Here is an 18,774-nt window from a genome sequence, read left to right as displayed (position 1 = left end):
GTCGTTATCAACGAGACACAATCCGTAATCCGACCCTCCGTCGCAGGCAAGGCTTGTTAAAGCCTGTGAATATCCGTTCAAAAGCGACTAAAAAGCCGTAGGCCGCCTTCCGACGACGCCATTCCTTTAGAATTTATTAACCGGCGTCAGCCTGTCGTCAAAAATCCCTACCCCTGTCCGAAATAATGGGAATTACGGGTATAACTCCAGCCGAACGCCCCGTGGTCTCCCTAAGGAGGCAGAGAAATTATCGTTAAAAAAGGCTTAACGCGAAACCTTGTCGCGCCTGAATTCCGCCTGAAAAATTCTGGCCCGCTGGGGATCCATTGTGTGCGGTCGTGAATAAGGCTATTCCCTCGCCTAATAACAAAAAAAGAGATTCTAGAAAGATATAGGATTATTCCGTGACCTCCCCGGTAGCCAGCGGCCTCCCAAGCAAGACAGACAAAGCCTTTTTGTCCATTCTCGATGGACAGCAGCTTAAGACGCCACCGATCTGGCTGATGCGCCAAGCTGGGCGATACCTGCCCGAATATCGCGAACTGCGCGCTACCGCGAAAAACTTTCTGGATTTCTGCTATTCGCCCGCTCTGGCCGCTGAAGCGACGCTTCAGCCAATTCGGCGCTTCGGTTTCGACGCCGCCATTCTTTTCAGCGATATTTTAGTCATACCTGACGCCTTGGGCCAGTTGGTGACTTTCGAGGCTGGCGAAGGACCTCGTCTCAATCCATTGACGTCCACCGAAGACATAGAACGGCTTCCCGAATTGTCTCTCGATCGGCTATCCGCCGTTTTCGAGACTATCGACCGGGTCAAGCCCCAGCTGCCTCCCGAAACGGCCTTCATCGGCTTCTGTGGCGCTCCCTGGACCGTCGCAAGCTATATGATCGCTGGACGCGGCACGCCGGATCAGGCGCCCGCTCGACTCTTCGCTTATCGAAATCCAGCCGCGTTTCAATTGCTCATCGATAAATTGGTCGATGCCTCGATCGCCTATCTGAGCGAACAGATCCGGGCAGGCGTCGAAGCGGTCCAGATTTTCGATTCCTGGGCCGGGATTTTGCCGCCCTCCGAATTTCAGCGCTGGAGCCTCGCGCCGATCGCCCGCATCATTTCCGGCGTCCGCGCCAGCCATCCTGCGGCGCGCATCATTGCCTTTCCGCGCGGCGCCACGACCCATCTGCCGGATTTCATTCGCCAGACCGGCGCGCAAGCTATTGGCCTCGACACGGCCGTCGATCCGAATTGGGCCGTGAAGGCCATTCCCGAACAGGTGGTGGTGCAGGGCCATCTCGATCCGCTCGCGCTGCTGGCCGGCGGACAAGCCCAGATCGAGGCTGTCGACGCCCTTCTCACGGCTTATCGGGGCCGCCGCCACATCTTCAATCTCGGCCACGGGATTTTGCCGGAGACCCCGATCGATCATGTCGCGGCGCTGGTCGAGCAGGTTCGGTCATTCGAGGGCTGAAATGTATCTTTGGATCAAAGCGCTGCATGTCGTTTCGATCATCTCATGGATGGCCGGGCTGCTCTATCTTCCTCGACTTTTTGTCTATCATTCGGACGCCGAACTTAAATCTGTTCAGTCTGAAACGTTTAAAGTGATGGAAAAAAGATTATCCTATGCGATCATGACGCCGGCGATGGTCATGAGTTGGATTTCTGGCCTAATTATCGCAGTACAATCTGGATTTTATTCAGATAATTGGTTCAAGATAAAATTAATATTTGTTATATTAATGACAATATTTCATTTTTATCTATTGAATTTACAAGGTAAATTCAATTTCGATAATAATATTCACTCCAATAAGTTTTACCGTCTCATCAATGAAATTCCGACTGTCCTCATGTTGCTGATCGTCGGCCTTGTCATTCTGAAGCCGTGAGCTAGCGCGGCGCTCTCTTGGCGAGAATTCTCTGCAAGGTACGCCGGTGCATGTTGAGGCGACGGGCGGTCTCGGAGACATTTCGCTCGCAAAGCTCATAGATCCGCTGGATGTGCTCCCAGCGCACACGTTCCGCCGACATCGGGTTTTCAGGAGCTGTTCCTACTGGCGAGTCGCTCGACTTCATGAGCGCAAGGAAAATTTCGTCGGCGTCGGCGGGCTTGGCCAGATAATCGAATGCGCCGAGTTTGATCGCGATGACGGCGGACGAAATATTTCCATAGCCCGTCAGGATGATTCCGCGAGCCTCGGGACGCCGAGTCTTGAGTTCGGTGATCACGTCTATGCCGTTGCCGTCGGTCAGGCGCATGTCGATGATTGCGAAAGCCGGAGGGAATTCCCGCAATCTGGCGAGCGCCTCCGCGACCGATTCCGCAGTCGAGACGATAAAGCCTCGCGCCGTCATCGCCTTGGCGAGGCGGTTCAAAAAGGGCTTGTCATCATCGAGAATCAGGAGAGTCTTGTCTTTCTCGAACAGAAGCAGGGCCTCATTCAATGCCGAGGCTTCCTGGTTTTCAGACGACTCATCCATGGCAAGTCTCATTCTTGTTCGGACCATTTGCAGCAAATTAAGCGAATTTATCGCTCGTTTGTCCAATTTTGTTCCGGATCGTCACGAGCGATCAGCGGCGCCGGTTCTATTTTCCAGGCGTGTCCGATTCCATATCATCTGGACCGAAGCGCCGCCGCTGTCGAGATTGGAGAAGCGCATGGCAGCACCCGTTCGCTCCAGCAGGGTCTTGGAGATGAAAATGCCCAGGCCCAGTCCGGCACTGTTTTCGGATTTCAGGCGCCGCGCCGCTCGGGCTCTCAGATAGGGCTCGCCGATCTGGTTGAGGATTTCGTTGGGAAAACCGGGGCCATCGTCACGGATATCGATGGTGACGTCCTTGCTCGTCCACGTGGCCGACAAAAGGACCTTTTCCTTGGCGAAATCGACGGCGTTTTCGAAAAAATTGCCAACGCCATAGGTCAAGGCGGCGTCATTGAGGACGATCGGCTCGTCCCCTTCGCCCTGGAGGCTGATTTCGATTTCCACGGGATATTGCCGGAACGGCGCGGCGATATTCTCCAGCAGATGCCGCAAACGAATATGATCCAGCGGAGGTTGCCTCTCGTCCGCGAGGGACGAAAGCTGGCCCAGGATCGCGCGGCAACGTTGCGCCTCCTGAGTCAATAATTCGATATCTTCTGAAAATTCGGCGGGCAGCTTGGCTTTGCTTAGCTCCCGGCTGACCAGCGCGATCGTCGCCAGCGGCGTTCCCAGCTCGTGAGCCGCCGCGGCGGCAAGACCATCGAGCCTGGATAGATGATTTTGCCGCTCGAGAACGATTTCGGCCGTGGAAAGCGCCAGTTGCAGATCTCTCTTTTCGCCTGCGACCCGCGCCGCATAAAGGCAAATGAAGGTCGTCGCGACCAGAAGCGCGCTCCAGAGCGCGAGACGATAAAGCGGCGCAAGCTCGAAGGTTTCCGTGCGATACCAGGGCAGCGGCCAATGGAAGGCGGTCAGGAAACTGGCAGAAAGGACAACCAGCGCAGCAATGATCAGAATCTGGCTCGAACGAAGGGAAACGGCCGCGATTGTTACCGGAGCCAGCAGAAGGATCGCGAAAGGATTTTCAATACCGCCAGCGAGGTAAAGCAGAGCGGAGAGCTGCAACACATCGAAGGCCAGAAGCGCGGTGGCAGGCTGCTCTTCAAGTCGAAGATTTTTCGGGACAAAAATCTCGACAAGGACGTTCAGGACGGCGGATGTTGCGATAACGGCCAGGCACAAGGCGACCGGGGCCGAAAATTGCAGACCGTGGGCCACGAACAAGACAGTCGCAAGCTGACCGAAAATGGCGAGCCAGCGCAGCCGCGTCAGGGTCTCGATCCGGAGGTGACGACCCTCCGAGCCGAAAGTCAGGGAAAAGGGTCTTGTCTCCATCGGAACCGCGACCTTGATGAACGGAAGCCCCGATCCGCGCCGGGTCCGGGGCTTCCGCGCAAAGGATTAACTCAGACCACTTGTTCCTTGGACCGTACCGCGCGCTTGCGGTCGTTGGGATCGAGGATCGCCTTGCGCAGACGAATGGACTTGGGCGTGACTTCGACCAGTTCATCGTCCTCGATATAGGCGAGGGCCTTTTCAAGGGTCATCCGGATTGGAGGCGTCAGCTTGACCGCTTCATCCTTGCCGGCGGCGCGAACATTGGTGAGTTTCTTGCCCTTGAGCACGTTCACTTCGAGGTCGTTTTCGCGGGTGTGCTGACCGACGATCATGCCTTGATAAACCTTCCAGCCGGGCTCGATCATCATCGGACCGCGATCTTCGAGGTTCCACATCGCATAGGCGACCGCTTCGCCGGAGTCATTCGACATCAGAACGCCGTTGCGACGGCCCTGGATGTCGCCCTTATAGGGCGAATATTCATGAAACAGGCGGTTCATGATCGCGGTGCCGCGCGTATCCGTCAGCAACTCGCCCTGATAGCCGATCAGGCCGCGCGTCGGGGCATGGAACACCAGACGTAGACGATTGCCGCCGGACGGCCTCATCTCGATCATGTCGGCCTTGCGTTCCGACATTTTCTGCACGACGACGCCGGAATATTCTTCGTCGACGTCGACGACCACTTCCTCGATCGGCTCAAGCCGAGAGCCGTCCTCGGCCTTCTGGAAGACCACGCGGGGTCTGGAAATGCCGAGTTCGAAACCTTCACGGCGCATGGTCTCGATCAGAATTGCGAGCTGCAATTCGCCACGGCCGGAGACGATATAGGAATCGGATCCGGGGGAATCCTCGATCTTCAGCGCGACATTGCCTTCGGCCTCCTTATAGAGGCGGTCGCGGATGACGCGGCTGGTGACCTTGTCGCCCTCGGTGCCTGCGAGCGGAGAATCATTGACCAGGAAGGTCATGGACAGGGTCGGCGGATCGATGGGCTGGGCCTGCAAGGGCTCGGCGACGTCGGGCGCGCACAATGTGTCGGCGACGTTAAACTTCTCAAGACCCGCGATGGCGATGATGTCGCCCGCCTCGGCTTCTTCGATCGGCTGGCGCTCGATGCCGCGGAATGCAAGGATTTTCGAGACGCGTCCCTGTTCGACGACATTGCCCTTGCGGTCGAGGACCTTCACCGCCTGATTAGGCTTGATCGAACCGGCGAAGACACGGCCGGTGACGATGCGGCCGAGATAGGGGTTCGATTCGAGCAAGGTGCCGAGCATGCGGAAATTACCCTCCTCGACCTTGGGCTCCGGGACGTGATCGAGGACGAGATCGAACAGGGTCGCCATGTCCTCCGTCGGCTTGTCAGGGCTGTCAGCCATCCAGCCCTGCTTCGAAGAACCATAAAGGATTGGGAAGTCGAGCTGCTCGTCGTCGGCGTCCAGCGCCGCGAACAGGTCGAAGACCTCATTAATGACTTCAGAGGGACGGGCGTCGGACTTGTCCACCTTGTTGATCGCGACGATGGGCTTCAGGCCGATCTTGAGCGCCTTGCCGACGACGAATTTCGTCTGGGGCATGGGTCCTTCGGCGGCGTCGACGAGTACGATGGCGCCATCGACCATCGACAGGATGCGTTCGACCTCGCCGCCGAAATCGGCGTGGCCGGGGGTGTCGACGATGTTGATCCGCGTGTTCTTCCAGACGATCGAGGTCGCCTTGGCGAGGATGGTGATGCCGCGCTCCCGCTCGAGGTCATTGGAGTCCATCACGCGTTCGGCGACGCGCTGGTTGTCGCGGAAAGCGCCCGACTGGCGGAGCAATTGATCGACGAGCGTGGTCTTGCCGTGATCGACGTGGGCGATGATCGCAATGTTTCGCAGTTTCATGGGAGCCTGGCTATTGGGCCGGCCCCGGCCAAGGGCAAGGGCAAGCGTTGATAAGATGAACAGGAGCCATCCCCGTGGACCTGGGCCAGGACCTGGGAAGAGCCGCCCGTTTCGCATGCGCGACAGGAAAGACGTCACCGAATTTTCGGTTCCGGCCCGGTAAAGAATTACGGGACGATGACACTGCTGTGAGCGTAAATCGCGCAAGCTTTTACAAGTTTGCGCCTGCTCTACCGGAAAATGGACAGATTGGAAACCCGCGATGCACGCGGTATCCGATCGAAAATTTTTCAATCATCGCAGGGAGAGAATATTACTGGGCGGACTAGACGGACGAAGCGTCAATTCCGATCGGCGTTCGGAGATCGCCAGACGCGCTTGCTGGACCGCAAGCGTCAGCGCGGCGAGCTGATGTCCGTCAAGCTTGGGCATTTCTCCGGCGGCGAGCGATTGCGTCAGAATCTCGTCGATCTGGATCTCCAGTTTTGAGAGAGTCTCCAGATCGGCGGCTTCGCGGCCCGCCTTCAAGATCGTCAATGCATCTTCCATCAGGCGATCGAACCGCGCATATCCCGTGACCGCCATTCGGCTGGCCAGCGTCGCTAATCCCGAAATCAGGACGCTCCCAACCATTGCGCTGATGTAGATGAGGTCGCTGTATTTCTCGAAAAAGCTTTCTTCCTCACCGTCGAAAAAGGCGGCGGCGCCGGGATGGGTGGGCAGAACCTCGCCCTTGTCCGTGCTTGGCGCCTCGATATGGTTGGCGACAGCGGTCGTCGCGGCGGCGACCCCGCGATAGGCCAGGATCAATCGAGTGACCTCGCCAACCGTAGCATTGTCTAAATCATTTTCGGCGACGAGACGCACGGTGGCGCCGATCGTTTCGATATTTTCCGCTGGCCGCGAGGGCGAGCCGCCAAACGCGCCGCGCAGGATTTCATTTTCCTCAAGACCCGGGAATTTCTCGGCGATCGCCTTTGCTTCCCGGATCGGGATGAAGATTGGCGCTCCTGCAACGGGCCCTTCCTTTGAAACGGTGCTGACGATCTCGGAAATATGCGGTGCGTCGAAAAGCCCGACCGCGAAAACGGCGTCGATTTCGCCGGATCGTAACAATCTTGGCAATTCGCTGAGGCTGACGACGGATTTCCTGATCGCTTCCGGCCCAAGGGAATATTGCGATTCAATGGTCGCCAGCAGATGGCGGTTCGCGTCGCCGGAATGCTCTGTTTCGACAACGGCGATCCGCTTGCCGTTCAATTCGGAGAAGTTTGCGAAGGGGACGCCAGGCGGAGCGACGACGACCGCGGAAACATGCGCCAGGATCAATGCCGTCTGCGCATTGGTCGGCATGGAAATGTCCGAACGGACGACGGCAAGATCGGCTGAGCCCGCTTCGATCGCCTTAGCCGAGGCGCGCTCGTCGGATGTTGGAACGAGCTTCAGCCTGATATCCGAATGGGTGTGGACGAATTGCTGATTCAGGGTCGTGAGCAGTTTTTGAAATTCACTTCCACGCGAAACCGCGACGCGCAGCGACGTCGGCTTCTCGTAGAAGTAAATCCCGATAGTGGCCAGGGCGACAAGGGCGGCGCCCGAGGCCAGGATCAAGGAATAAATGCGCCGCATTGCCCCGCCAGCGTGAAAATTCTTCTACCGAAGAAGATCAGCAAGTCGCGTCAAATTTGCGGCGCGGGCCGGCCCAACTTGGCGCCGACCCGTCAAAATCAGATTTTCGCCGTTTTGCGTTCGCGTTTCGCCAGAGTCCGCAGGCGAAGGGCGTTGAGCTTGATGAAGCCCGCGGCGTCGCGGTGGTCATAGGCGACGGCGCCTTCCTCGAAGGTCACCAGCTCCTGATCATAGAGCGAATAGGGGCTTTCGCGTCCAACGACGGTGGCGTTGCCCTTGTAGAGCTTCAGCCGGACACGGCCCGTGACCTTGTCCTGGCTCTTGTCGATCAGGCCCTGCAGCAGTTCGCGCTCTGGCGCGAACCAGAAGCCGTTGTAAATCAACTCGGCATATTTCGGCATCAATTCGTCTTTGAGATGCGCGGCGCCGCGGTCGAGCGTGATCGATTCAATGCCGCGATGGGCGAAATAGAGGATCGTGCCGCCGGGCGTTTCGTACATGCCGCGCGATTTCATGCCGACGAAGCGGTTTTCGACCAGATCGAGACGGCCGATGCCGTTCTCGCGGCCCAGATCGTTCAGTTTCGTCAGCAGTCGCGCTGGCGAGAGCGCCTCGCCGTCGATGGCGACAGGATCGCCCTTTTCAAAATCAATGGTGATATAGGTCGGCTTGTCGGGCGCGTTTTCGGGATCCACGGTGCGGGAATAGACGTAATCGGGCGTCTCCTGCGCGGGATCTTCGAGCACCTTGCCCTCGGATGAGGTGTGCAGAAGATTCGCGTCGGTCGAAAAGGGCGAATCGCCGCGCTTGTCCTTGGCGATCGGAATCTGGTGTTTCTCGGCGAATTCGATCAGGGCCGTGCGCGATGTCAGATCCCACTCGCGCCACGGCGCGATGACCTTGATGTCGGGCTCAAGCGCGTAATAGGAAAGCTCGAACCTCACCTGGTCGTTGCCCTTGCCGGTCGCGCCGTGGCAGACGGCGTCCGCGCCGACCTGTCGGGCGATCTCGATCTGCTTCTTGGAGATCAGTGGCCGGGCGATGGAAGTGCCGAGCAAGTAGAGGCCTTCATATTGCGCATTGGCCCGGAACATCGGGAAGACGTAGTCCCGGACGAATTCCTCGCGCAAATCCTCGATGAAGATGTTTTCGGGCTTGATGCCGAGAAGCTCCGCCTTCGCGCGGGCCGGCTCAAGTTCTTCGCCCTGGCCGAGATCGGCGGTGAAGGTGACGACTTCACATCCATAGGTGGTTTGCAGCCATTTCAGGATGATGGACGTATCCAGGCCGCCGGAATAGGCGAGGACGACCTTTTTGATTTCTTTGCTGGGCTTGGACATGAATTTCGATCCGGGTAGAAAATTTGGCGCGACTATAGGCGCGCCGACGGCGGGCGCAAGCCCGCCATCGCGCGTCGCGATCGCCGATAAATCAGGGTTCGGCGTTGAAAGCGGCGAGCGCCGCCATGTTGACGATGTCTGAATCCTTGCCGCCGAGCTGAACGATCTGAACGGACTTGTCGAAACCGACGAGCATCGGCCCGATCACGGTGGCGCCGCCAAGTTCCTGTAGCATCTTGGTGGAGATGGAGGCGGCGTGAAAAGCGGGCATGATCAGCACATTGGCCGTGTCCGTGAGGCGGCAGAAGGGATAAAGCGCCATGGCTTCCTTGTTCAAGGCGACGTCCGCCGCCATTTCGCCATCATATTCGAAATCGACGCGACGGTGGTCAAGGATGCGGACTGCTTCCTTGACGCGCGTCGAACGCTCGCCCGGCGGATGGCCAAAATTCGAAAAGGCGAGCAAGGCGACTCGCGGCTCATAGCCGAGGCGCCGCGCGAAACCGGCGGCCTCGACCGCGATATCCGCAATTTCGTCGGCTTCCGGCAGCTCGGTGATCGCCGTATCCGCGACGATGACCGGACGGCCGCGCGCGAGCACCAGCGAGACGCCGATCAGCCTGTGCCCGGGCTTGGAATCGATCACGCGCTGAACTTCTTCCAGAGCGATCGAGAAATTGCGGGTGACGCCCGTGACCATCGCGTCCGCGTCGCCCGAGGCGACCATCGTCGCCGCGAAATGGTTGCGGTCATTGTTGATGATGCGCTGGCAGTCGCGCATCAGGAAGCCTTTGCGTTGCAAGCGCTCGTAGAGCATTTGCGCATAGGCGGCGTTGCGCTGGGAAATCCGTGCGTTATGGATTTCAATCAGCTTTTCATCGAGTTCGATGCCGGTTTTCTCGGCGACTTCGGCGATTCGTTCCTCACGGCCGACGAGGATGGCGGTGCCTAGCCCCTGGTTGACGAAAGTCGTCGCGGCGCGAATGACCTGCTCTTCCTCGCCTTCCGCGAAGACCACCCGCTTCGGGTTGCGCTTGATGCGATCCATGATGCCCTGCATCATGCCTGCGACCGGGTCGCGACGCGCGGAAAGCTCGGCGCGATAGGCGCCCATGTCGATGATCGGTTTTTGCGCGACGCCCGTGTCCATCGCCGCCTGGGCGACCGCCGGAGGAACGATCGAGATCAGGCGGGGGTCGAAAGGCGCCGGAATGAGATAGTCGCGGCCAAAGCGCGGCCTCGCGCCCTGATAGGCGCGCGCCACGTCGTCCGGCACGTCCTCGCGCGCAAGCTGGGCCAGCGCTTCGACGGCGGCGATCTTCATCTCCATATTGATGGTTCGCGCGCGGACATCCAGCGCGCCCCGGAAGATGTAGGGAAATCCGAGCACATTATTGACCTGGTTCGGATAATCCGACCGGCCGGTCGCGACGATGGCGTCGGGACGCACGGAATGGGCGTCTTCGGGCGTGATTTCCGGATCTGGATTGGCCATCGCGAAGATGATCGGGTTCGGCGCCATGGACTTGACCATGTCCGGGGTCAGGGCGCCCTTGGCGGAGAGACCGAAAAAGATGTCGGCCCCAGCCATGGCTTGTTCGAGCGTGCGATTTTCGGTCACCACGGCATGGGCTGATTTCCACTGGTTCATGCCAGCGGTCCGGCCCCGGTAGACCACGCCCTTGGTGTCGCACAGGGTGACGTTTTCAGGCGCGAAGCCGATGGCCTTGATCAGGTCGAGACAGGCGATGCCGGCCGCGCCCGCGCCATTGCAGACCAGCTTGGTCTTCTTGATGTCGCGGCCGGTCAGGTGCATGGCGTTGATCATGCCGGCGGCGGCGATGATCGCGGTGCCGTGCTGGTCGTCGTGAAACACGGGAATGTCCATCAATTCCCGCAGGCGGGCCTCAATGATGAAACATTCCGGCGCCTTGATGTCTTCGAGATTGATGCCGCCGAAAGTCGGGCCGAGGAAACGAACGGCATTGATGAATTCGTCCGGATCTTCCGTCCCGATTTCCAGGTCGATCGAATCGACGTCCGCAAAGCGCTTGAACAGGACGGATTTGCCTTCCATCACTGGCTTGGAGGCGAGGGCGCCCAGATTTCCAAGCCCGAGAATGGCCGTACCATTGGTAATGACCGCGACCAGATTGCCCTTGGTCGTATAATCATAAGCCTTCGACGGGTCTTCCGCGATCGCAAGAACCGGCACGGCGACGCCGGGGGAATAGGCGAGCGAAAGATCGCGCGCCGTCGCCATTGGCTTGGTCGGCGAAATCTGGAACTTTCCGGGCCTGCCCCGGGAGTGAAACAGCAACGCTTCCTGCTCGGTGAAGGTCGGCCGCTTCCCGCGGCTCGGCTTTGTCTCGGACATTCGTTAACTCTGGTCGGCGCTGAAAGAGCGGCGAACTTAGCGGCGCCGCGCCCGGGATGCCAAGCAATCCTTTCGGCATAGGCGTTTTTTTGGTCAAATTTCCTCTATGGGAGCGGCATCGAGAATTCTCTTTGGGAAAGTCCGGGCCGGTAGGGCTAATCGAGGTGCGGCGCGCGCGCGCCTTTGTTAGCTTCGCGTGCGGGAAAGCGTCGAGGACGGCATGAGTGTTGATGAAGGACAGGTTGCCGCCGAGGCGGCGCTGACGCGCGGAGCGGGGGCCCGCGAAGGCGCGACCGGCAAGGGCGGCCGGGAGGCCGTCGAGCGGGTCACGCCGATGATGGCGCAATTCCTTGAAATCAAGGCTGCAAACCCCGATTGCCTTCTGTTTTACCGGATGGGCGATTTCTATGAGTTGTTTTTCGAGGACGCCGAACTCGCCTCTCGGACTCTGGGCATCGTACTGACCAAACGGGGCAAGCATCTCGGCGAAGACATTCCGATGTGCGGCGTGCCGATCGAAAGGTCGGAGGATTATTTGCAGCGGCTGATCACCGCGGGACATCGCGTCGCCGTCTGCGAGCAGATCGAGGATCCCGCCGAGGCGCGCAAGCGCGGGGGCAAATCGGTGGTCCGCCGGGCGGTCGTCCGACTGGTGACGCCGGGCACCCTGACCGAGGACCAATTGCTCGAGCCCGGCCGGGCGAATCTCTTCGCGTCGCTGGTCCGTCAGCGTCTCAATGATGCGGAATGGCTGTTCGGGGTCGCGGCCGTGGATATCTCGACTGGCGCCTTCGAAGTGTTCGAGACGGACTATCCGGGGCTTCCCGCGCTGATTGCGCGGCTGGATCCCCGGGAAATCGTCGCGTCCGACGCGATCCTTGGCGACGAGGGGCTCAAGCGCCTATTACAGGATTTCGGGGCGGCATTGGCGCCTTCGGATCGTTCGGCGGGCGGAGGCGCGCTCGCCGAACGCCGACTCAAGGAATATTTCGGCGTTTCGACCCTCGACGGCTTTGGGCCCCTGTCGCAAGCCGAGATCAACGCCGCCGCCGCTGCGGTCGCCTATGTCGAGCGGACCCAGTTTTCCGCGCGCCCCCGTCTGTCCTATCCTGTACGCGCCGAAACCAGAGCCTGCCTGCAGATCGACGCCTCGACGCGGGCGAATCTGGAACTCAGCCGAACGCTCGGCGGTCAGCGGTCGGGTTCCCTGCTCTCTGTTCTCGATCGCACGACGACGCCGGCCGGGGCGCGTCTCCTCTCCGACTGGATCGCGGCGCCCCTGTGCGATTGCGCGAAGATTATCGCCCGTCAGGACGCCGTCGGGTTTTTCGCCGCAGATCCGCTGTTGCGGAAAGACACGAGGGAGCGGTTGAAGGGGGTTCCCGACATGATGCGCGCGCTTGGCCGGCTGGCTCTGGATCGCGGCGGCCCGCGCGATCTCGCGGCTTTGCGCGATGGCTATCTTGCTGCGCGCGATTGCGGCAGGCGCCTACTGGTGGAAACGCCGCCAGAATTGCTTGCGGGCGCGGCGGCTTTCCTGTCCCAAGTCGATCTGGCTCTGGCCGAGGATCTTGGCGCGGCGCTGGCGGATGAATTGCCGCTTGACCGGCGGGACGGTCATTTCATTCGCGGCGGATATAGTTCGGCGCTTGACGAGACGCGCGGCCTTCGCGACGAAAGCCGGCGCGTCGTCGCGGCCTTGCAGGGCCGCTATTGCGATCTGGCCGAAACCAAACAGCTGAAAATCAAGCACAATAATTTTCTCGGCTATTTCATCGAGGTCTCGCAGGCGCAGGGCGAAAAGCTTTTGCGCGCGCCGTTCAACGCGACATTCATTCATCGCCAGACCATGGCGGGCGCCATGCGTTTTTCGACCAATGAACTGGCGGAGCTGGAAGGACGAATCGCCAGCGCGGCGGATGAGGCGCTCGCGATCGAAAAGGGAATTTTCGAGCGCTTCGCGGCGCAGGCGCAGCGCAATTCCGCCGAGATCGAGACGGCGGCCAAGGCGCTTGCCGCCGTCGACGCGATCGCGGCGCTCGCGGAAATCGCCGTGGACGCGGACTGGGTGCGGCCCCGGGTCGATGAGAGCCTCGATTTCGAAATCATGGGCGGCCGCCATCCCGTTGTCGAGGCCGCACTGCGCGCGCGGGGGGAAGCCTTCGTGCCCAATGATTGCGATCTGAGCGGAATCGCCCGCAGGAAGTCCGCCGCGTCGGGCGGCAAGGTCGCCGTCGTCACCGGCCCCAACATGGCGGGCAAATCGACCTTTCTCCGCCAGAACGCCTTGATCGTCGTACTCGCGCAGATCGGCTCCTTCGTTCCGGCCAGGGAGGCGAAAATCGGGGTCGTGGATCGGCTCTTTTCCCGTGTCGGCGCCTCCGACGATCTGGCGCGCGGCCGCTCGACCTTCATGGTGGAAATGGTCGAAACCGCCGCAATTCTCAATCAGGCGACCCAAAACTCTTTGGTCATCCTCGATGAGATCGGCCGCGGCACCGCAACCTACGACGGCCTTTCCATCGCATGGGCGGTAATGGAGCATCTTCATGAGTCCAATCGCGCCCGGGCGCTTTTCGCGACGCATTTCCATGAATTGACCCATCTGGGCCAGCGCCTGCCGCGCCTGGTCAATCTCTGCATGCGCGTCACGGACTGGAATGGAGACGTCGTCTTCTTGCACGAAGTCGCCCGCGGCGCGGCGGATCGGTCCTATGGCGTTCAGGTCGCCAAATTGGCGGGGCTTCCGAAATCGGTGGTCGAACGCGCCCGGAATATTCTGGCGGAGCTGGAAAAGACGGATCGCCATGGCCCGGTCGAAAGGCTGGTCGCCGATTTGCCCCTGTTCGCCGGCCTCGATTCCCCTGCGCTACAGCCTGCGGCGCCGGATAGGCTTCGCTCGGCGCTCGACGCGCTCAGTCCGGACGAAATGACTCCGCGAGAGGCGCTGGAGGCGCTCTACGCGCTCAAGAAAGCCGCCAGCGCCTGAGCGGCGGCGTCAATTCGGGTTTTCGAGGCTGAACATTTCCGACATTTCGTCATAGGCGAAAAGCTCGGCGTAACGCGCCCAGGAAACGACAGTATCCAAGGTCTCTTCCGCGTAGTCTTCCGACATATAATCCTCCAGCTCATTGCGGAAGCGCGCGGCTGGCGCCGAATGGCTGGGGCGCTCGTCAAGAACGCGCCGGATCAGGCTGATGATCGGTACGTAATTGATGAGGTGCTGGGAAAACAGCCTCTTGCGTTCGTCTGTGTCGAGGTCGGCGAAGGCGCGGCCGGCGTCCGAGAGCAGAAAGTCGCCCTCGCTGAGCATGCCGAAACGCAGCAGCTGGATCGCTTCCGCGATATGGAACAATTCGTCAGCTTCCATCTGGAGCTTGTCGGCGAGCACCGGCAGATCGGCTCGTCCATAAAAGGGCTCGGCTGCGACGGCTTCGATCAGACCCGCGAGAACATTGGTCGAAATGGGGTGTAGGACCATGCCGACTCCCGTGCCCGGGATGCCGTCCACGGACGAGGGGCGCGGCTCGGCCCGCTGCGTCATGCGGGCGTAAATGCTATCGACGAGCGCCCGGAACTGTGGATTGAGACGATTGCGCGGATGCGGCAGCTCGACCTTGATCTCGGAAGCGATCCGGCCGGGGTTGGACGAAAAGACGAGGATGCGGTCGCACATCAGGACCGCTTCTTCGATGTTATGCGTGACCATCAAGACCGATTCCATCGGTAGACGGCCTTCGACCCAAAGGTCGATGATGTCGGTGCGCAGCGTTTCCGCAGTCAGGACGTCGAGCGCAGAGAAGGGCTCGTCCATCAGGAGAAGATCGGGATGGACGACAAGCGCGCGCGCGAATCCGACGCGTTGGCGCATGCCGCCGGACAATTCCTTTGGATAGGCGGATTCGAAACCGTCGAGACCGATCAGATCGATCGCGGCGAGGGCGCGCTTGCGCTGTTCCGCCTTCGCGACGCCGAGCGCGTCGAGGCCGAGCTCGACATTTTCCAGCACGGTGAGCCACGGGAAAAGCGCGAAGGACTGGAACACCATCGCGATGCCGCGCGGCGGTCCGTCGATCGGCTTGCCGCGGCAGGCGGCTTGGCCTGACGACGGCTTCACCAGTCCCGCGATGATGCGAAGCAAGGTGGATTTGCCGGAGCCGGAGCGTCCGAGCAGTCCGACAATCTCGCCCGATTTGATCGTCAGATCGACCTTTTCGAGCACGACGAGTTCGTCGCCGTTCGCCTTGGCGAAACTGCGATTGACGCTTTTCAGATCGATCAGAGCGGATTCGGGTCCGGCATTGACGACATCGAGCATGGCGATCTCCGATAGATCCATTTAACCGAGGCGAAGGCGGCTTTCAGCGAAGCCGTAAAGCGGACGCCAAAGCAAGCGATTGAACAAGGTGACAAAAATACACATCACCACGATGCCGAGAACGACGCGGTGGAAGTCGCCTGCCTCGGTCGCGTTGGCGATATAGGAGCCGAGACCCACCGCGGTCAGCTTCTGGTCGCCCCAACTCGCCACTTCGGCGACGATGGCGGCGTTCCAGGAGCCGCCCGACGCCGTGATCGCCCCCGTTATATAATAGGGAAATACGCCCGGAAGAATGACGAAGCGCCACCATTTCCACCCCGTGAGGTGGAAACTTTGCGCGGCTTCCTTCAGGTCGCCCGGAAAGGCGCTGGCGCCGGCGACGACATTGAACAGAATGTACCATTGCGTGCCAAGGATCATCAGCGGACTGAGCCAGATATTCGGGTTCAGCTGGAAATGGATGATCAGCACGACGGCGGCGGGGAACAGGATATTAGCCGGAAAGGCCGCAAGGAACTGGGCGAGCGGCTGAACCTTTTCCGCGATCGACGGACGCAGCCCGATCCAGACGCCGATGGGAACCCAGATCAGCGTGGCCAGGGCGATGAGCACCACGACGCGGATCAGGGTGTAGAAGCCGTCGGTGAAGGCGGTCAGCACGTCGGACCAGTTCAGGGTGGCGAAGACATATGCGACCACACGCCAGCCGATCAGGAGGGCGCCGCCAAAGATGACCGTGATCCAGATGGCGTCGACAAGACGCGCCGGGACGTTCAGCTGAAATTTCAGCTTTGACAGGTTGGGCGCGGGCAGGCGAATGCGCGTCGTCGATTCGACGACGTCGGAAACGGCCCCGGCGAAAGCCCGCAGGAAGCGGGTCTGACGAAAGAGATCGAGCAGCCAGGAGCTTGGCGCTTCGGCCGAGGCGGTTTGCTCGAAGCGAAACTTGTCGGCCCAGGCGACAATTGGCCGGAACAGCAGCTGGTCGTAAATGATGATGACCGCGAGCATGGTGAGCACGGCATAGCCTACCGCCGGAAGATTCTGGTCCTTGATCGCGGTGGCCACATAGGCGCCGACGCCGGGCAGGGTCACGGTGGTGTCCCCGACGGTGATCGCTTCCGAGGCGACAACGAAGAACCAGCCGCCCGACATGGACATCATCGCGTTCCATACCAGACCGGGCATGGCGAAGGGCACGTCCAGCCGCCAGAACCGGCGCCACCAGGAGAGGTGAAAGCTTTTCGAGGCCTCGTCGAGGTCTTTCGGCACGTTGCGCAACGACTGGTACATGCTGAAGGTCATGTTCCAGGCCTGGCTGGTGAAAATGGCGAAAACAGAAGCCAGCTCCGCGCCCAACACCCGTCCCGGGAACAAATTCATGAAAAAGACGACCGTGAAGGTCAGAAATCCGAGAATCGGCACTGATTGAAGGATGTCGAGAATGGGAATCAGCACCATTTCCGCCCGTCGGCTTTTCGCTGCGAGCGTGGCGTAAATGAAGGTGAAGACAAGCGACGCGACCATCGCCGCCAGCATGCGCAGGGTCGTCCGAAGCGCATATTCAGGCAGATTGGCGGGGTCGAGGCTGATCGGCGTCGCATCCAGCAAGGTCAGCGGAACGTCGGTCTGGCTGGCGCCGTGGACAATCATGACCAGCGCGCCGGCGACGAGCGCAAGGGCTGCGAGGTCGAAGAGATTGGGGGCCAGGGCGCGGCCCAGGCCAGTCGGCGGCGCGGGATTTTTCACTGGCGCTGTTCCTTGTGCGCTCGATCGGAAACAACAGGCTTGAAACGGAGGAGACGAACTCGCCGCATTTATTCGTTACCCCAATGTGAATGACAAAACTGTGACATTTTTGCCCTTCGGCGCGAGTCTTCAGACGTCCTCCATCAGTCACACGGTTATCGTCAAGAAAAATTAATTAAAACAAGCAGTTCAATGGTTTGCCGCGCGTGCGGCGGGCCAAAGCCATGTTCGATAAATGTTCTTGCCAAGCCACAGGTGATTCGCTAGCGTTCAGCCATTCCGGGGAAGGCTCATGGTTGTTCGCGTATCGACGGTGGCGTTCGAGGGTGTAGAAGCGCGTCCTGTCGATGTACAGGTTCAATTGTCCAACGGCAGCGTCGTCTTCAATGTCGTCGGCCTTGGCGATAAAGCCGTCGCGGAATCCCGGGAACGGGTTCGGTCCGCTTTGGTCGCCTCCGGGCTGGCGCTGCCGGCGAAGCGGATTACGGTCAATCTCGCCCCGGCCGACCTGCCCAAGGAAGGCAGCCATTACGACCTGCCGATCGCACTGGGCGTGATGGCGGCGATTGGCGCGATCCCTTTCGACGCCCTCGAAGGCTACACTGTCCTCGGCGAATTGGCTCTCGACGGCTCGATCAGTCCGGTCGCCGGCGTCCTGCCAGCGGCGGTCGCGGCCGGCGCGCGCGGGCGGGGGCTGATCTGTCCCGCGGATTGCGGGTCGGAAGCGGCTTGGGCCTCCGCCGACATCAAGATCATCGCGCCGCGCTCGCTCATTCAGCTGGCCAATCATTTCAAGGGGTCTCAGGTCATTTCACGGCCGGCCCCCGCCATTCGCGCCCCAGGCGGGATTCTGCCGGATCTTCGAGAGATCAAGGGCCAGGAGAGCGCCAAACGCGCGCTGGAAATCGCAGCGGCGGGCGGGCACAACCTCCTCTTCAACGGACCGCCCGGAGCGGGAAAGAGCATGTTGGCGGCAAGATTGCCGTCGATCCTGCCGCCCCTGACGCCCCGTGAACTGCTCGAGGTTTCGATGATCCATTCCGTCGCCGGCGCGCTGGCCGGCGGCGAACTGACCGACCGGCGGCCGTTTCGCGCGCCGCATCATTCAGCATCGATGCCGGCTCTAGTCGGCGGCGGGTCCGGGGCGCGGCCCGGCGAGATTTCGCTGGCCCATAACGGTGTGCTGTTTCTTGACGAATTGCCCGAATTCCAGCCGCAGGCCCTCGACGCGCTGCGTCAGCCTCTGGAAACGGGAGAGGTCGCGATCTCGCGGGCCAATCACCGCTGCGTCTATCCGGCGCGGTTCCAATTGGTGGCGGCGATGAACCCCTGCCGTTGCGGCCACGCGCTGGAGCCGGGCTATTCCTGCCGCCGCGGCGAGCCGAAACGTTGCGCCCAGTCCTATCAGACGCGTCTCTCGGGGCCGCTGCTGGACCGCATCGATCTTCATCTCGAAGTGGCGGCGATCCGGGCCTCGGATGTGAAACACAAAAGTCAGCCGGATTCTCAGAAGTTTGTAGGACTCGCGACGTGAGCTACTCCTAATCTGTTGGGCTTACGTGCGCCGGCTTCGCTCGTTTTTTGCT

Annotated in this window: 12 protein-coding genes; 4 read left to right on the top strand and 8 right to left on the bottom strand. The window is 60.5% G+C overall.

Going from position 1 to position 18,774, the window contains the following annotated elements; genetic code table 11:
- Nucleotides 1-404: 404 nt before the first annotated feature.
- Both hemE and hemJ read left to right on the top strand, forming a co-directional pair.
- Nucleotides 405-1,469 carry a uroporphyrinogen decarboxylase gene (gene hemE, locus QZ409_RS11590; protein WP_296711055.1) on the top strand — a complete coding sequence of 355 codons (1,065 nt, stop codon included), beginning with the start codon at nucleotides 405-407 and terminating at the stop codon, nucleotides 1,467-1,469.
- A gap of 1 nt (nucleotide 1,470) precedes the next feature.
- Nucleotides 1,471-1,890, top strand: a complete 420-nt coding sequence (gene hemJ, locus QZ409_RS11585) for a protoporphyrinogen oxidase HemJ (protein WP_296711052.1) — start codon at nucleotides 1,471-1,473, stop codon at nucleotides 1,888-1,890.
- Nucleotide 1,891: 1 nt separating this feature from the next.
- On the opposite strand, the gene QZ409_RS11580 is transcribed toward hemJ, so the two are convergent.
- From QZ409_RS11580 to QZ409_RS11555, 6 genes are all read right to left on the bottom strand, one after another.
- Nucleotides 1,892-2,482 (bottom strand): ActR/PrrA/RegA family redox response regulator transcription factor, encoded by a 591-nt coding sequence (locus QZ409_RS11580; protein ID WP_296711050.1) that lies wholly within the window; start codon nucleotides 2,480-2,482, stop codon nucleotides 1,892-1,894.
- Between the two features lie 81 nt (nucleotides 2,483-2,563).
- Nucleotides 2,564-3,880 (bottom strand): ActS/PrrB/RegB family redox-sensitive histidine kinase, encoded by a 1,317-nt coding sequence (locus QZ409_RS11575; protein ID WP_296711047.1) that lies wholly within the window; start codon nucleotides 3,878-3,880, stop codon nucleotides 2,564-2,566.
- Between the two features lie 71 nt (nucleotides 3,881-3,951).
- The gene (typA, locus tag QZ409_RS11570) at nucleotides 3,952-5,772 is read right to left on the bottom strand and encodes a translational GTPase TypA (protein ID WP_296711044.1); all 1,821 of its coding nucleotides are present in this window, start codon (nucleotides 5,770-5,772) and stop codon (nucleotides 3,952-3,954) included.
- A 294-nt stretch (nucleotides 5,773-6,066) separates the two neighbouring features.
- Complete coding sequence (locus QZ409_RS11565) at nucleotides 6,067-7,401, bottom strand: TAXI family TRAP transporter solute-binding subunit (RefSeq protein WP_296711043.1); 1,335 nt, start codon at nucleotides 7,399-7,401, stop codon at nucleotides 6,067-6,069.
- A 98-nt stretch (nucleotides 7,402-7,499) separates the two neighbouring features.
- The gene (locus tag QZ409_RS11560) at nucleotides 7,500-8,741 is read right to left on the bottom strand and encodes an argininosuccinate synthase (RefSeq protein WP_296711039.1); all 1,242 of its coding nucleotides are present in this window, start codon (nucleotides 8,739-8,741) and stop codon (nucleotides 7,500-7,502) included.
- Between the two features lie 91 nt (nucleotides 8,742-8,832).
- On the bottom strand, nucleotides 8,833-11,118 hold the full coding sequence (locus QZ409_RS11555; protein WP_296711036.1) for an NADP-dependent malic enzyme: 2,286 nt from the start codon (nucleotides 11,116-11,118) through the stop codon (nucleotides 8,833-8,835).
- A 334-nt stretch (nucleotides 11,119-11,452) separates the two neighbouring features.
- Here QZ409_RS11555 and mutS point away from each other — a divergent pair, with 334 nt between their 5' ends.
- Nucleotides 11,453-14,107, top strand: a complete 2,655-nt coding sequence (gene mutS / locus QZ409_RS11550; RefSeq protein ID WP_296711123.1) for a DNA mismatch repair protein MutS — start codon at nucleotides 11,453-11,455, stop codon at nucleotides 14,105-14,107.
- A gap of 9 nt (nucleotides 14,108-14,116) precedes the next feature.
- Here mutS and QZ409_RS11545 read toward each other — a convergent pair whose 3' ends face one another.
- Together QZ409_RS11545 and QZ409_RS11540 are read right to left on the bottom strand one after the other, a co-directional pair.
- Nucleotides 14,117-15,436 carry a nitrate/sulfonate/bicarbonate ABC transporter ATP-binding protein gene (locus QZ409_RS11545; protein ID WP_296711031.1) on the bottom strand — a complete coding sequence of 440 codons (1,320 nt, stop codon included), beginning with the start codon at nucleotides 15,434-15,436 and terminating at the stop codon, nucleotides 14,117-14,119.
- A gap of 21 nt (nucleotides 15,437-15,457) precedes the next feature.
- Nucleotides 15,458-17,092 (bottom strand): ABC transporter permease subunit, encoded by a 1,635-nt coding sequence (locus QZ409_RS11540; protein WP_296711121.1) that lies wholly within the window; start codon nucleotides 17,090-17,092, stop codon nucleotides 15,458-15,460.
- Nucleotides 17,093-17,480: 388 nt separating this feature from the next.
- Between QZ409_RS11540 and QZ409_RS11535 the strand changes: the two genes are divergently transcribed.
- Nucleotides 17,481-18,722: a YifB family Mg chelatase-like AAA ATPase gene (locus QZ409_RS11535; RefSeq protein WP_296711027.1), complete on the top strand. Its 1,242-nt coding sequence runs from the start codon at nucleotides 17,481-17,483 to the stop codon at nucleotides 18,720-18,722.
- Nucleotides 18,723-18,774 lie beyond the last annotated feature (52 nt).

The sequence above is a fragment of the Rhodoblastus sp. genome (assembly GCF_019449565.1).
Lineage (GTDB): Bacteria > Pseudomonadota > Alphaproteobacteria > Rhizobiales > Beijerinckiaceae > Rhodoblastus.
The sequence above is the reverse complement of the archived record's forward strand: the minus strand, read 5'-3'. Positions and strand labels throughout refer to the sequence as shown.

What these genes read in the sequence shown, in the direction of transcription:
- hemJ (WP_296711052.1), top strand. Translation starts at nt 1,471, where the DNA reads ATGTATCTTTGGATCAAAGCGCTGCATGTCGTTTCGATCATCTCATGG.
- QZ409_RS11580 (WP_296711050.1), bottom strand. Translation starts at nt 2,482, where the DNA reads ATGGATGAGTCGTCTGAAAACCAGGAAGCCTCGGCATTGAATGAGGCC.
- QZ409_RS11575 (WP_296711047.1), bottom strand. Translation starts at nt 3,880, where the DNA reads ATGGAGACAAGACCCTTTTCCCTGACTTTCGGCTCGGAGGGTCGTCAC.
- typA (WP_296711044.1), bottom strand. Translation starts at nt 5,772, where the DNA reads ATGAAACTGCGAAACATTGCGATCATCGCCCACGTCGATCACGGCAAG.
- QZ409_RS11565 (WP_296711043.1), bottom strand. Translation starts at nt 7,401, where the DNA reads ATGCGGCGCATTTATTCCTTGATCCTGGCCTCGGGCGCCGCCCTTGTC.
- QZ409_RS11560 (WP_296711039.1), bottom strand. Translation starts at nt 8,741, where the DNA reads ATGTCCAAGCCCAGCAAAGAAATCAAAAAGGTCGTCCTCGCCTATTCC.
- QZ409_RS11555 (WP_296711036.1), bottom strand. Translation starts at nt 11,118, where the DNA reads ATGTCCGAGACAAAGCCGAGCCGCGGGAAGCGGCCGACCTTCACCGAG.
- mutS (WP_296711123.1), top strand. Translation starts at nt 11,453, where the DNA reads ATGATGGCGCAATTCCTTGAAATCAAGGCTGCAAACCCCGATTGCCTT.
- QZ409_RS11545 (WP_296711031.1), bottom strand. Translation starts at nt 15,436, where the DNA reads ATGCTCGATGTCGTCAATGCCGGACCCGAATCCGCTCTGATCGATCTG.
- QZ409_RS11540 (WP_296711121.1), bottom strand. Translation starts at nt 17,092, where the DNA reads ATGATTGTCCACGGCGCCAGCCAGACCGACGTTCCGCTGACCTTGCTG.
- QZ409_RS11535 (WP_296711027.1), top strand. Translation starts at nt 17,481, where the DNA reads ATGGTTGTTCGCGTATCGACGGTGGCGTTCGAGGGTGTAGAAGCGCGT.